At 67.3% G+C, this 13767-nt stretch carries 11 protein-coding genes; 5 read left to right on the top strand and 6 right to left on the bottom strand.

Features of this window, described 5'->3' with window-relative positions:
• Positions 1 to 26 precede the first annotated feature (26 nt).
• The 5 genes from ABVB68_RS17730 to ABVB68_RS17710 are packed head-to-tail and all read right to left on the bottom strand — an operon-like array spanning position 27 to position 5672.
• Positions 27 to 1154, bottom strand: a complete 1128-nt coding sequence (locus tag ABVB68_RS17730; RefSeq protein WP_353602011.1) for an ABC transporter ATP-binding protein — start codon at positions 1152 to 1154, stop codon at positions 27 to 29.
• On the bottom strand, positions 1138 to 2121 hold the full coding sequence (locus ABVB68_RS17725; protein WP_353602010.1) for an ABC transporter ATP-binding protein: 984 nt from the start codon (positions 2119 to 2121) through the stop codon (positions 1138 to 1140). Before ABVB68_RS17725 ends, ABVB68_RS17730 begins: the two co-directional genes overlap by 17 nt.
• A gap of 7 nt (positions 2122 to 2128) precedes the next feature.
• Positions 2129 to 3133 carry an ABC transporter permease gene (locus ABVB68_RS17720; protein ID WP_353602009.1) on the bottom strand — a complete coding sequence of 335 codons (1005 nt, stop codon included), beginning with the start codon at positions 3131 to 3133 and terminating at the stop codon, positions 2129 to 2131.
• On the bottom strand, positions 3126 to 4046 hold the full coding sequence (locus ABVB68_RS17715) for an ABC transporter permease (RefSeq protein ID WP_353602008.1): 921 nt from the start codon (positions 4044 to 4046) through the stop codon (positions 3126 to 3128). The genes ABVB68_RS17720 and ABVB68_RS17715 overlap by 8 nt, the downstream gene beginning before the upstream one ends.
• A gap of 6 nt (positions 4047 to 4052) precedes the next feature.
• On the bottom strand, positions 4053 to 5672 hold the full coding sequence (locus ABVB68_RS17710; RefSeq protein ID WP_353602007.1) for a peptide ABC transporter substrate-binding protein: 1620 nt from the start codon (positions 5670 to 5672) through the stop codon (positions 4053 to 4055).
• A 704-nt stretch (positions 5673 to 6376) separates the two neighbouring features.
• Between ABVB68_RS17710 and ABVB68_RS17705 the strand changes: the two genes are divergently transcribed.
• The 5 genes from ABVB68_RS17705 (at position 6377) to ABVB68_RS17685 (ending at position 12455) form a co-directional block, all read left to right on the top strand.
• Complete coding sequence (locus tag ABVB68_RS17705; RefSeq protein ID WP_353602006.1) at positions 6377 to 7366, top strand: ABC transporter permease; 990 nt, start codon at positions 6377 to 6379, stop codon at positions 7364 to 7366.
• 77 nt (positions 7367 to 7443) lie between these two features.
• Positions 7444 to 9201 (top strand): ABC transporter substrate-binding protein, encoded by a 1758-nt coding sequence (locus ABVB68_RS17700; RefSeq protein ID WP_353602005.1) that lies wholly within the window; start codon positions 7444 to 7446, stop codon positions 9199 to 9201.
• 119 nt (positions 9202 to 9320) lie between these two features.
• On the top strand, positions 9321 to 10301 hold the full coding sequence (locus ABVB68_RS17695) for an ABC transporter permease (protein ID WP_353602004.1): 981 nt from the start codon (positions 9321 to 9323) through the stop codon (positions 10299 to 10301).
• A gap of 52 nt (positions 10302 to 10353) precedes the next feature.
• Positions 10354 to 11385 carry an ABC transporter ATP-binding protein gene (locus tag ABVB68_RS17690; RefSeq protein WP_353602003.1) on the top strand — a complete coding sequence of 344 codons (1032 nt, stop codon included), beginning with the start codon at positions 10354 to 10356 and terminating at the stop codon, positions 11383 to 11385.
• A 26-nt stretch (positions 11386 to 11411) separates the two neighbouring features.
• Complete coding sequence (locus tag ABVB68_RS17685; RefSeq protein WP_353602002.1) at positions 11412 to 12455, top strand: ABC transporter ATP-binding protein; 1044 nt, start codon at positions 11412 to 11414, stop codon at positions 12453 to 12455.
• Positions 12456 to 13123: 668 nt separating this feature from the next.
• Here the strand turns inward: ABVB68_RS17685 and ABVB68_RS17680 are convergent.
• On the bottom strand, positions 13124 to 13627 hold the full coding sequence (locus ABVB68_RS17680; RefSeq protein WP_353602001.1) for a GNAT family N-acetyltransferase: 504 nt from the start codon (positions 13625 to 13627) through the stop codon (positions 13124 to 13126).
• Positions 13628 to 13767 lie beyond the last annotated feature (140 nt).

Below are 13767 nucleotides of genomic sequence, written 5' to 3'. Positions count from 1 at the left end.
CCGTGTACGGGCCGGGGTGCGCCATGTCACCCCGGCCCGTTGCCGTGCCGTTCCGGCTCTTTCGACTGTTCCGGCTCTTTCGGCTGTTCCGGCCCCTCCGGCGGCTCGGTCCCCGGTGCGGGGTGCCCGGCCGGCGCCATCTCCTCGGCGAAGTGGCAGGCCGAGTCGTGGGCCGCGGGCCCGGTGGTGTCCCGGAACACGGCGGGGACCGCGAGGAGAGGTACCTCGAGGGCGCAGCGCTCCCGGGCCTTCCAGCAGCGGGTGCGGAAGCGGCAGCCGGAGGGGATGTTCGTCGGGGACGGCACGTCACCGGTGAGGACGATCCGCTCGCGGCGTTCGCGGGCCGCGGGGTCGGGGACCGGGACCGCCGACAGCAGCGCCTGGGTGTAGGGGTGCGTGGGGTGGTCGTAGATCTCGGCGTCCCGCCCCGTCTCCACGATCCGCCCGAGGTACATCACCCCGACCCGGTCCGAGATGTGCCGGACGATCGACAGGTCGTGCGCGATGAAGACGTACGACAGCTCGAACTCCGACTGGAGCCGGTCCAGCAGGTTGATCACCTGGGCCTGCACCGAGACGTCCAGGGCGGACACCGGCTCGTCGGCGACGATGATCTCGGGGCGCAGCGCCAACCCCCGGGCGATGCCGATGCGCTGGCGCTGCCCGCCGGAGAACTGGTGCGGATAGCGGTTGACGTACTCCGGGTCGAGGCCGACCACGTCCAGCAGTTCCCGCACCCGGCGGCGCCGGTCGCCCTTGGGCGCGACCTCGGGGTGGATGTCGTAGGGCTCGCCGACGATGTCGCCGACCGTCATCCGGGGGTTGAGGGAGGTGTACGGGTCCTGGAAGACCATCTGGATGTTGCGGCGCACGGCCTTGAGGGCGCGGCCGGACAGCCTGGTGACGTCCTCGCCCTTGAACCGGATCGAGCCCGCCGTCGGGCGCTCCAGATGGCACAGCAGCTTCGCCACCGTGGACTTGCCGCAGCCCGACTCGCCGACGATGCCGAGGGTTTCGCCCCGGTGAAGCGCGAAGTCGACGCCGTCCACGGCCTTCACCGCGCCGATCCGTTTCCTGAACAGCACGCCCCGCGTCAGCGGGTAGTGCTTGACGAGCCCGCTGACCTCCAGGATCGGTTCAGTGGTCGTGGCCATGCAGGCACTCCCTCCAGAAGTGGCAGGCGCTTCCCCGCTCCTCGGACACCGCGAACAGCGGGGGCTCGTCGGTGCGGCAGACGTCCCGGGCCATCGGGCAGCGCGGGTGGAAGGAGCAGCCCGGCGGGATGTGCATCAGGTTCGGCGGCAGGCCCTTGATGGCGTACAGCTCCCGCCCCTTGTGGTCCAGGCGCGGGATGGAGTCCAGCAGGCCGCGGGTGTAGGGGTGGGCCGGGGCCTTGTAGATGTCGTGCACGGGCGCGGACTCGACGATCCTGCCCGCGTACATCACCGCGATCCGGTCGGCGACGTCCGCGACCACACCCAGGTCGTGGGTGATCAGGATCAGCCCCATGCGGTACTCGCGCCGCAACTCCGCGAGGAGTTCCATCACCTGGGCCTGCACGGTGACGTCCAGGGCGGTGGTGGGCTCGTCGGCGATGATCAGCGCCGGCTCCAGGGCCAGCGCCATCGCGATCATGATGCGCTGGCGCATACCGCCGGAGAACTGGTGCGGATAGTCCCGCACCCGCTGGGCCGCGCCCGGAATGCGGACCCGGTCCATCAGTTCGACGGCCTCGGCCCGCGCGGCCTTCCGCGACATCCCGCGGTGCACGACGAACATCTCGCCGAGCTGGTCCCCGACCGAGAGCACGGGGTTGAGCGCCGACAGAGCGTCCTGGAAGATCATCGCCATCCCGGCGCCCCGGATCCTCCGCCGCTCCTCCTCCTTCAGGGTGAGCAGGTCCTGTCCCTGGAAGAGGATCCGGCCGCCGGTGATCCGCCCCGGGGGCGTGTCCAGGATCCCCATCACCGCCTGCGCGGTCACCGACTTGCCGGACCCGGACTCGCCGAGCACGGCGAGGGTCTCCCCCGCGTCCACCGCGTAGCTCACCCCGTTGACGGCGTGGGCGACACCGTCCCGGGTGCGGAACTCCACGTGCAGGTCCTCGACTTCGAGCAGCACGGCGCGCTCACCTCAGCTTCGGGTCGAGGGCGTCGCGCACCGCGTCGCCGAGCATGATGAAGGCCAGCACGGTGATCGCCAGCGCTCCCGCGGGCCACAGCAGGGCGTGCGGGGCGTTGCGGATGTACGGCGAGGCCGCGGAGATGTCGATGCCCCAGGAGACGCTGGGCGGTTTCAGGCCGACGCCGAGGTAGGACAGGGTCGCCTCCAGGGCGATGTAGGTGCCCAGCGCGATGGTCGCCACGACGATCACGGGTGCCACGGCGTTCGGGGCGATGTGCCGGAGCATGATGCGGGCGTCGGAGGCCCCGAGGGCACGGGCCGCCTGCACGTAGTCGTGGTGTTTGGCGGTGATCACCGAGCCGCGCGCGATCCGGGAGATCTGCGGCCAGCCCAGCAGCACCATGAACCCGATGACCGGCCAGACCGTGTTGCTGGTCACCACGGAGAGGAGGACGAGACCGCCGAGGACGACCGGGATGGCGAAGAAGATGTCGGTGACGCGGGAGAGGACCGCGTCCCAGACCCCGCCGAAGTAGCCCGCGAGCCCCCCGAGGACCGAACCGAACACGGCCACCCCGAGCGTGGCGCACAGGCCGACCGTGACGGACGTACGGGCGCCGTAGACGGTCCGCGTGTAGACGTTGCAGCCCTGGCCGTCGTACCCGAACGGGGCCCCCGGTCCCGAGCCGTCCTGGGCCTTGGCCAGGTCGCAGGTCAGGGGGCTGCCGGTGGTGATCGCCCCGGGCCACAGGGAGATGAGGGCCAGGCAGAGGATGACGAGCGCGGAGAGCAGGAAGACCGGGTTGCGGCGCAGGTCCCGCCAGGCGTCGGACCACAGCGAGCGCGGCCTGTCGGCCGGGCCGGCCCCCTTCCGCCCGCCCGGGGGCCCGCCGGAGGCGTCCGACGACTGCTGTTCCAGGGTGCTCGCCTCGCTCGCCGCGAGGTCCATCGCGCCGCCCATGCCGGTGCCGGCGATGGCGCGCTCGGGCTCGTAGGGCTGTTCAGGCATAGCGGATCCTCGGGTCGAGTACGGCGTAGAGCAGGTCCACGAGCAGGTTGGCGACCAGGAAGACCAGCACGAGGACGGTCACGAAGCCGACGACCGTCTGGGTGTTCTGGCGCAGGATGCCCTGGTAGAGCTGGTAGCCGACACCGTGGATGTTGAAGATCCGCTCGGTGACGATCGCGCCGCCCATCAGCGCGCCGATGTCGGTGCCGATGAAGGTGACCACGGGGATCAGGGAGTTGCGCAGCAGGTGCCGGGTGATGACCCGGCGCCGGGGCAGGCCCTTGGCGATCGCCGTGCGGACGTAGTCGGAACGCTTGTTCTCGGCGATGGAGGTCCGGGTCAGCCGGGTGACGTAGGCGAGCGAGACCGAGGCGAGGACCAGGCCGGGGACGATCAGCTCGTCGAAGGAGCCGGTGCGGACCGAGGGCCGGATCCACTGCCACTTGATGCCGAGCAGCAGTTGCAGCAGCAGACCGGTGACGAAGGTCGGGACGGAGATCACCACCAGGGTGGCCAGGAGGACACCGGTGTCGACGGGCCGGCCGCGCCGGAGCCCGGTCACCACTCCGAGCGTGATGCCGATGACGATCTCGAAGAGGACGGCCACGACGGTCAGCCGGACGGTGACCGGGAACGCCGTCGCCATCAGCTCGGTGACCGGCTGCCCGTTGAACGCCGTACCGAAGTCACCGGTGAAGACGTTCCCCATGTAGGTCACGTACTGCTGCCACAACGGCTTGTCGAGGCCGAACTCCCTCTTCAGCTGGGCGGCGGTCGCCGGGTCGCAGGCGCGCTCCCCGCACAGGCCGGCGACGGGATCGCCCATCACGTTCACCATCAGGAAGATCAGCAGCGTGGCGCCGATGAACACGGGGATCATCTGGATCAGGCGCCGGAGAACGTAGCGTCCCACGGCGGGTCAGCCGACCTTGATCTCGTTGTAGACGGGGACGCTGAAGGGGTTCAGCGCCACGCCGGACAGCCGCTCGGAGAAGCCGGCGTTGCCGTTCTGGTACCAGAGCGGGATGGCGGCCATGTTGTCCCGGACGACCTCCTCGGCCCGCTGGAAGGTGGCGACCGCCTTGGCGGTGTCCGTCTCGGCGTTGGCCTGGTCCACGAGCCGGTCGAAGTGCTTGTCGGACCACTTGCCGTCGTTGGAGGAGGCGCCGGTGTAGTAGAGCGGCTGCAGGAAGTTCTGGATGAGCGGGTAGTCCATCTGCCAGCCGGCCCGGAAGGGGCCGGGCATCTTGGCCTGCGAGATCTGGTTGCGGTAGTCGGCGAAGGTGCCGACCGGGTTGCCGACACAGGCCTTGTCGTTGCCGAGCGCGTTGTTGATGGAGTTGCACACCGCGTCGATCCACTCCTTGTGCGAGCCGGTGTCCGCGTTGTACGTGAGCCTGACCTGGCCGCCGGGGATGCCGCCGCCCTCCTTGATCAGCTGTTTCGCCCGCACGGGGTCGTAGTCGCAGGCCCGGCCGCACAGGCCGGCCTTGAAGCCGCCGTCCGTGCCGAGGACCGGGGAGGTCCAGTCGGTGGCCGGGGTCCGGGTCCTCCGGAAGATCGTGTCGGTGATCTGCCTGCGGTTGATCGCCATGGACAGGCCGGTGCGGACCTTCGCGGAGCCGGGCTTGTTCCAGGCCTTGTCGTAGTAGGGGAAGGCGAGGGTCTGGAGGATGCCCGCGGGGGTGTTGATGTAGCGGTCGCCCAGGTCGCCCTTGACGTTCTTGAGCTGTGCCGCGGGGATGTCGTCGGCGAGGTCGAGGTTGCCGGCCAGGAGGTCGGTGTAGGCGGTGTTGCTGTCGGTGTACACCAGGAGGGTCACGCCGTCGTTGCGCGCCTTGTCCGGGCCCGGGTAGTCGTCCCGCTTCCTCAGGTACATCTGCGAGCCCTTCGTGTAGGACTCGATCGTGTACGGGCCGTTGCCGACCGGCTTCCTCACCCAGGCCGCGTGGTCGGTGAAGAAGGTGCGGGGCAGCGGGGCGAAGGCCGCGTACCCGAGGGTGTCGGGGAAGCCGGAGAACTTCTGGTTGAGCTTGACGGTGAAGGTGTGGTCGTCGAGCACCTTCAGTCCGGACAGCGTGTCGGCGCGCTGCGCGCCGCTGTCGGGGTGGACCTTGTCGTACCCGTCGATGTAGCCGAAGAAGTAGGCGTTCTTCTGGTTGTTGCGCAGGCTCGCCCCGTAGTTCCAGGCGTCCACGAAGGACCGGGCGGTCACCTTCTCGCCGTTGGAGAAGGTCCAGCCGTCCTTGATCCTGACGGTGAAGTTCCGCGAGTCCGCGGTGTCGATGGACGCGGCCAGCCAGTCCTGGGCCTGGCCGGTCCTCGGGTCGTACTTCTTCAGGCCCCGGAAGATCATGTCGAGGACCTTGCCGCCCTGCACCTCGTTGGTGTTGGACGGCTCCAGCGGGTTCTGCGGGTCACCCCAGGAGGAGCTGAGCACCGCGCCGCCGTTGCCGCCGCCGCCCGAGCCGCAGCCCGTGGCCGCGAGGACGACGGCCACCCCGGCGGCAGCCCATCGGGCGCGCGTGGCTCCGCGCATGGCGTACCTCCTCCGTGGACATTTCCCCATAAGCGGTCGATATCACGAACTTATGGGTGTAATGCCCAGGTACCGAACCGGACGCGCGGGCGGTCAGCCGGATGTACGCGCACCCGGCCGGGTCCGCCGGCGCGGGACGAAACCGCCCGCGACCGCGCCACCACCGCCGTCACGGAGCACCGACCCGGCCTCGCCGAGCAATCCAAGATCCAAACAGTCCGACATCCTGGGAATCATCGGTGTTGCAGACATCGAGCGCTTGAATGCGGTGCTTTTCCCGCGCCTTCCTCTTTGTTTCAAGCGGGCGGGAGGGGGTAGCCGGACCGCTCGACGATGGATCTTGGTCGGCGGCGCAATAGATCTTCACGCAACGATGCCGAAACGTTGGATTGCGACGTTCCGTTGTACGCATTTCGACACATCAGCGTCCGCATATCGAACTTGTTGCCGGAATAGTCCAATTAGTCCGATGTGAAGCACGGATTGATTACGGCGCGCTACCCGCGTAGCTACGGAATGGTCAAGTACGAGTAAAGAAGGCAAAGAGACAACCAAGGCGACCGAGAATTTATTGACCTTGAATGAATTGCGTTGAAAAAGTCCGGCGTAGCCCGTAGGGGAGCGCCCTGCGGAGTCATCAGACCCTCCCTTGGGCCAGGAGCACCATGACCCCCCCAACTCCATCTGCGGCTGCCCCGCTTGAGGTGACCGACGATATCGTCGCCAAGTCGGACACTTCGGACGCCTCGAAGGGCAGCCAGAGCAGGTCCCCCGGCCAGCTGGCCTGGCGCCGTTTCAAGCGGGACCGCACGGGCGTCATCTCGGCGATCGTCGTGATCCTCTTCTTCGTGATCGGCATTGCCGCACCGCTCATAGCCAAGCTGTACGGCAAGGATCCGTACACGACCTATGGCATCAACACGCCCGGCCTGCTCGGGGACAACGGTTACCCGGCGAAGCCGAACGGCGGTATCGACGGTGAGTTCTGGTTCGGCCTCGATCCGCAGCTCGGCCGCGACGTCTTCACCTTCCTGTTGTACGCGATCCGTAACTCGCTGCTCATCTCGACAGCGATCACTCTCCTCGTCATGATCGTTGGCGTGGTCATCGGCGTCACGGCCGGTTACGTCGGCGGCAAGACGGACTGGCTCCTCGGACGGGTCATCGACATCCTGCTCGCCTTCCCGCAGCAGCTGTTCTTCGTGGCCTTCACCCCGGTGGTCCTCAACCTCTTCGTGCCGCCCAACGAGGACACGCCCACCTGGATCGTCGTCGTTTCGCTCATCACCTTGCTGGTGGTGTTCGGCTGGGCCTCCATCGCCCGGCTGCTGCGCGGTCAGGTGCTGGCCCTGCGCGAGCGGGAGTTCGTCGAGGCGGCCAAGGTCACCGGCGCTTCTCCGGCCCGGATCATCTTCAAGGAACTGCTGCCCAACCTGTGGACGCCGATTCTCATCCAGGGCACGCTCCTGCTGCCCGCGATGGTGACCGCAGAGGCAGGGCTGGCCTTCCTCGGTGTCGGCATGCAGGATCCGACCCCCGACTGGGGCGTCATGCTCGGATACGCCGCCGGCTTCTATCAGGACGACTTCACCTTCCTGCTGTTCCCCGGCATCACCATGGTGATCTTCGTGCTGGCGTTCAACCTTCTCGGTGACTCGCTGCGCGACGCGCTCGACCCGAAGACCAAGCGCTGATCCAGCCCGCTTCAGGACCACGGCAACACCGCCGGGTGCCGGGCTTCTCTCATCAACTCACTTCAAGGCAGGATGCGATGTCCTTCTCGCGCAGAAACTTCCTGATAGCCACCAGTGTCGCGGCGGCCTCCACCACCGTGCTGAGCGCGTGCAGCAGCGGCAACTCCAGCAGCAGCACCGGTAAGCAGGAGGCGGCCAAGGCCCACACGACCACCGTCAAGATCGGTACCGCGGAGGACTCCAAGGGCCCGGCCCCGGAGGTCACCGGCGCCAAGAAGGGCGGCAAGGTCTACCTGCTGAACGACGACGACTTCTCGCACCTCGACCCCCAGCGCACCTACTACGCCTGGAACTCGCTGGCGGTCATCGTCCTCTCCCGCGGCCTGACCGGTTACAAGATCGGCGACGACGGCTCCATGACGCTGGTCGGCGACCTGGCCACCGACACGGGCACGATGAAGGACGGCGGCAAGACCTGGTCCTTCACCTTGAAGGACGGTGTCAAGTGGGAGGACGGGTCCGACGTCACCGTCGACGACGTCCGCCACGGCTTCGAGCGTGCCTTCGCCAACTTCGTCACCGAGGGTGCGGTCTACGCCCAGTCCTGGCTGACGGGCACCCAGAACTACCGCAAGTCTTACGCAGGTCCTTTCAAGGGCAAGCACCTGAAGTCGATCCAAACCAGCGGCAAGACCGTCACGTTCCACTTGTCCGAGGCGCGTCCGGACTTCAACTACGTCGTCGCGATGCAGTCCTACGCGCCGACCCCGGTGAAGCACGACACCAAGCAGGACTACGACAAGAAGCCGTTCTCCAACGGTCCGTACAGGATCAAGTCGCACATCACCGACAAGTCGATGATGCTGGTTCGCAACGAGCACTGGGACCCGAACACGGACCCGATCCGCAACGCGTACCCGGACGAGTTCGACTTCACCTTCGGTATCGAGGCGGAGACCGCCGCGGACCGTCTCATCGCCGACTCCGGCAACGACCAGTTCGCCGTGTCGTGGCGGACCGTCCCGCAGTCGCGGGTCCAGCAGGCGACCGCCAAGGGCAAGGACCGTCTGTTCGAGTCCCTGAGCAGCGGTACCAGTCTCTACTGGATCAACCAGACCCGCATCACCGACATCAAGGTCCGTGAGGCCATCATCCGCGCTTGGCCGACCGCCGGCATCCGGTCGATCCAGGGTGGCCTGCACCGCGGTGACTACGCGACCGGCGTCATGAGCCCGCTCGTCGCCGGCTACAAGTCGCAGGATGTGTGGGGCAAGCTGAAGAACCCGGCGGGCGACCCCGCTGCGGCGAAGGCAATCCTGAAGAAGGCCGGCAAGCTCGGCACCAAGGTCGTCTACGCCTACCAGCAGGACCCGATCAACGCCAAGGTGAAGGTCGTCGTCGAGAACGCCCTGAAGGCGGCCGGCTTCGACGTCGTATCCAAGGGCATTGACTCCACCACCTGGTACGACCAGATCGGCAAGATCGACAACCAGTACGACATCTACTGGGGCGGCTGGTCCGCCGACTGGCCGACCGGTTACTCGGTCTTCCAGGCTCTGTTCGACAGCCACAACATCGTGGACCAGGGCACCAACTACTGCCACCTGAAGAACCCCGACGTCGACGCCGCCATCAAGGCCGCCACGGCGGAACCGGACCAGGACAAGGCCAACGAGATGTGGGCCGCCCTGGACAAGCAGGTCACGGAGCTGGGCGCCTTCATCCCCGACGTCTACATGAAGCGTCTGTACATGCACGGTTCGAAGCTCGGCAACGTCAAGATGGACCCGCAGTTCGACGGCTGCATGCTCTACAAGATGTACGTCAAGGCCTGATCCACACCTGAGAGGTGGGGCGGCTCCCGGCCGCCCCACCCTCGGCTCGTCCACCGGGCTCCCGGTCACCCCGGCCCGGCCCGTTCCACACGACGGCCCTCCCAGGAAAGCCAACCCCCATGCTTCGCTTCCTCGTCCGCCGGCTCCTCGGCGCCGTGATCACGCTGGTCATCATCAGCGCGATCACGTTCATGCTCTTCTACGCGGTGCCGCGCGACCCGGCCCGAGTCGCCTGCGGCAAGGTCTGCACGCCGGAGACGCTCGACGTGATCCGACACAACATGGGGATCTCGGACCCGCTGCCGGTCCAGTACTGGCACTGGCTCGAGGCCATCTTCGTGGGGCGGGACTACACGGGCTTCGGGCACTGCGACGCACCGTGCCTCGGCTACTCGTTCATCAACCGCCAGCCGGTTCTCGCGACGGTCTTGGACCGCTTCCCGACCACGGCGTCCCTCGCCATCGGCTCCTCGGTCGTCTTCCTGATCTTTGGTATCGGCACGGGCATGCTTGCCGCGGTGAAGCAGGGCAAGGCTGTTGACAAGATCGCCAGTTCCACCTCGCTGGTCGCCTCGTCGATGCAGATCTACTTCGTGGGACCGGTCGCCCTGTACCTCCTCGTGTACCAGTCGCACCTGCTGAAGCAGCCCTCGTACACGCCCTTCAGCGACAACCCGGGCACCTGGTTCAGCGGGCTGCTCGTGCCCTGGCTCGTGCTGGCCCTCATCTGGACGGCCAACTACACCCGGATGACCCGCTCCCAACTGGTCGAGACGCTGACCGAGGACTACGTCCGTACGGCCCGCGCCAAGGGTCTGTCCCGGCGCAACGTCTTCTTCCGCTTTGCCTGGCGAGGTGCGATGGGCCCCATTGTCACCATCTTCGGCATCGACATGGGTGTGTTGCTCGGCGGCGCGATGATCACCGAGAAGACCTTCAGCCTCCAGGGCCTCGGCATGCTCGCCGTGAAGTCGGTGACCAACAACGACCTGCCCATGCTGCTCGGCGTCATGATCATCACAGCCGCCTTCGTGGTGATCGCCAACATCGTCGTCGACGCCTGCTACGCCCTGATCGACCCGCGGATCCGGCTCTCCTGACCCCGGCCGCCCCCACCAGCTACCCCGCATCACCCCCCTCTGGAGCGTCCCCGTGACGAGCACCGATTCGCAGCCCTTCCTCTCCGTCAAGGATCTGAAGGTGCACTTCTCGACCGAGGACGGCGTCGTCAAGGCCGTCGACGGCCTCTCCTTCGACCTCGAACGCGGCAAGACGCTGGGCATCGTGGGTGAGTCGGGGTCCGGTAAGTCGGTCACCAATCTGACCATCCTGGGCCTGCACAACCCGGACAGCACCAAGGTTGAGGGCTCGATCGAACTTGACGGTGAAGAGCTGAACGGCGCCTCGGAGAGAACGCTCGAGAGGCTCCGCGGCAACAAGATGGCGATGATCTTCCAAGACGCCCTGGCCTCGCTGTCGCCGTACCACACGATCGGCACGCAGATCGGCGAGGTCTACCGCAAGCACACCGGCGCCTCCAAGAAGGAGTCCCGGGAGCGGGCGATCGAGATGCTGAAGCGGGTGGGAATCCCACAGCCGGACCGCCGCGTGGACAATTACCCGCATGAGTTCTCCGGCGGTATGCGCCAGCGCGCGATGATCGCCATGGCCCTGGTGTGCGACCCGAAGCTCCTCATCGCCGACGAGCCGACCACCGCGCTCGACGTCACCGTGCAGGCCCAGATCATGGATCTCCTCAAGGACCTTCAGCAGGAGTTCGGCACCTCGATCATCTTCATCACCCACGACCTGGGCGTCATCGCGGACATCGCCGACGACGTGCTGGTGATGTACGGCGGCCGATGCGTGGAGCGCGGTTCGAAGGCGGAGGTGCTGCGGGATCCGCAGCACCCGTACACCTTCGGTCTGCTGGGCTCGATGCCGAGCCTGGAAGGCCCGGTGGACGTGCCGCTGACTCCGATCCCGGGTTCGCCGCCCTCGCTGCTGAACCCGCCGACCGGCTGCCGCTTCCATCCGCGCTGCGCCTTCGCCGAGAAGGTCGAGGGCGGCAAGTGCGCGAAGGAGCGTCCGCTGCTGGAACTCGTGGACGGCCGCGGCAGCGCCTGCCACCTGACACACGAGCAGCGTCACGAGTTCCTCGACACCGCCGCCAGGGCCCACTGACGTAAAGAGACGGGATTTTCACCACCATGAGCAGCACCACTCCCCTCCTGGACGTCTCCGGGCTGACCAAGCACTTTCCCATCAAGGGCGGCTTCCCGATCCGCCGTACGGTGGGAGCCGTGCAGGCCGTCGACGGGCTCGACTTCCAGGTGTCCGAAGGCGAGGCCCTGGGCCTGGTCGGCGAGTCCGGCTGCGGCAAGTCGACCACCGGCCGGCTGATCACCCGCCTGCTGGAGCCCACAGCCGGCAAGATCAGCTACCGCGGCCAGGACATCACGCATGCGGGCCGCAAGGAACTGGCCCCGGTCCGCTCCGAGATTCAGATGATCTTCCAGGACCCCTACGCCTCGTTGAACCCGCGGCACACGGTGGGCAAGATCATCTCGGGTCCGATGGAGATCAACGACATCAACCCGGCCGGCGGCCGCGAAAAGCGGGTCCGGGAGCTGCTGGAGATCGTCGGTCTCAATCCCGAGCACTACAACCGCTTCCCGCACGAGTTCTCCGGCGGTCAGCGCCAGCGCATCGGGGTGGCCCGTGCGCTGGCCCTGGAGCCGAAGCTGATCGTGGCCGACGAGCCGGTCTCCGCCCTGGACGTCTCCATCCAGGCCCAGGTCGTCAACCTGCTGCAGAAGGTGCAGAACGAACTCGGCATCGCGTTCGTGTTCATCGCTCACGACCTCGCGATCGTGCGGCACTTCTCGCAGCGCGTCGCGGTCATGTACCTCGGCAAGATCGTCGAGATCGCCGACCGCGAGGACCTGTACGGCAACCCGCGCCACCCCTACACCCGGGCCCTGCTGTCCGCGGTGCCCGAGGCCACGGTGGACGAGGAGCCGCGTGAGCGCATCCGGTTGATCGGCGACGTGCCGTCGCCGATCAACCCGCCCTCCGGCTGCCGCTTCCGCACCCGCTGCTGGAAGGCGACGGAGAAGTGCGCGACGGAGGCTCCGCCGCTGGTGCAGGTGGAGGGCAACAAGCCCGGCCACCTGACGGCGTGCCACTACCCGGAGACGGCGGACACCGTTCCCGCGCCCCGTCTCTCCAAGGACCCCGAGGCGGCGGTCTGACACACCCCTTTCCCGTCAGCCGCCCTCTTGCGGAACGGACTTTCCCGGCCCATTGACCCGAGCCCATGAACGTCCGCTCCAGGGGAAGATGACCCGCGCTCACCCGAGCGCGGGTCATCTTTGGTCGGAGAGCAAGCCAGGAGACGGAACCGGCCGTCATACGTCTGGTTGCCCGCCCTCTGGACATAGGGCAGCCAGCGTCGCCCCGGACAAAGGCCCGCGCTGCTCGGTCGCTATCGCGATCAGGCCATTCGCGTGGGCTGGAGAGGAGACCTCCCTGTGAAGCCGTATCTCCCGCCGTCGTAGCCGGCGAGACGGCCGGCCCCGTCACGGCGGCCCGCACCGACTGCGCGTCGGTTATCCCCGCAGTGAGCTCGGCCTCGCGGCCCTCGCGCTCACGAAGCGTCCCGCGCAGCCGGTCGTGGGAACTCGGCGATCAGCGCGTTGCCGTACACGTCCGCGAGGTAATCGTACGACCCGGCGGGCGAGTTGAAGTCAACGTGCTCCGGCACGTACAAAGACAACAGGGCCTCCGGGAACCACTCGGAATGGGATCGCATCCCCGAGCTACCAGGAGGCCCTGCGTTAACGCGTGGAAACCGCCGCAGTCACCCGATCGAGACTCCCGTTCGTAGATAGCCTTCAAGATCGGTACGTGCAACAACCACTTACGTGTCGGGGTGCTGCGGCAGGGCGAGCCAGCTCGACCAGGAGATCTCGCGGCCGAGGAAGCGCGGCTGCTCGAACGGCCAGTCGGCGGCGATCCACTGCGGCACCAGCTCGTCGAGGGCCTGTTCGATCCTGCTGCCCACCAGCTCGTCCACCACCCACCAGGAGATCTCGCCGTCCGCGCCGGCCCTCTCCGGTGGGTCGATGTAGACGCAGCCGAGCAGAGCTGTCTCCGCCGCGTCGAACAGCGCGTAGTTGAAAGACTGGTGTGCGGCGATCTCCTTCTCGTGCCGCAACAGGTCGGCCTGGTCGGCCTCGTACGTCATGGTGGCCGGGGGCCAGCCCCAGGCTGGACCAAAGATGGTCCACAGCCGCTCGCGCGAACCCATCACAGCCGGATAGTCAAGCGGGGTGTCCGCCTCCCGGATCGGCCGCAGGTGATGACGACTGCCCGGCAGCGGTACCAGGACGGGATGGACGAAGTCATCGGGGAGCCAGCTCATAGCGCCCGACCGTAGCAGCGCGCGGCCGTCCGCTCCCCTGGATTTTCCCCGTAGACCGCCAGGCCCTGCATCGAAGGTACAACGAGTCGCCGGATCCAGGACGATGTCTCCTCTTCAGGACCCAGTCGTGCCCGGCTCAG

It is taken from the genome of Streptomyces sp. NPDC096012 (genome assembly GCF_040426375.1).
Taxonomy (GTDB): Bacteria; Actinomycetota; Actinomycetes; order Streptomycetales; family Streptomycetaceae; genus Streptomyces.
The sequence above is the reverse complement of the archived record's forward strand: the minus strand, read 5'-3'. Positions and strand labels throughout refer to the sequence as shown.

Coding starts and splice junctions, on each gene's coding strand:
- ABVB68_RS17730 (WP_353602011.1), bottom strand. CDS start 1,154: ATGGCCACGACCACTGAACCGATCCTGGAGGTCAGCGGGCTCGTCAAG.
- ABVB68_RS17720 (WP_353602009.1), bottom strand. CDS start 3,133: ATGCCTGAACAGCCCTACGAGCCCGAGCGCGCCATCGCCGGCACCGGC.
- ABVB68_RS17710 (WP_353602007.1), bottom strand. CDS start 5,672: ATGCGCGGAGCCACGCGCGCCCGATGGGCTGCCGCCGGGGTGGCCGTC.
- ABVB68_RS17700 (WP_353602005.1), top strand. CDS start 7,444: ATGTCCTTCTCGCGCAGAAACTTCCTGATAGCCACCAGTGTCGCGGCG.
- ABVB68_RS17695 (WP_353602004.1), top strand. CDS start 9,321: ATGCTTCGCTTCCTCGTCCGCCGGCTCCTCGGCGCCGTGATCACGCTG.
- ABVB68_RS17685 (WP_353602002.1), top strand. CDS start 11,412: ATGAGCAGCACCACTCCCCTCCTGGACGTCTCCGGGCTGACCAAGCAC.
- ABVB68_RS17680 (WP_353602001.1), bottom strand. CDS start 13,627: ATGAGCTGGCTCCCCGATGACTTCGTCCATCCCGTCCTGGTACCGCTG.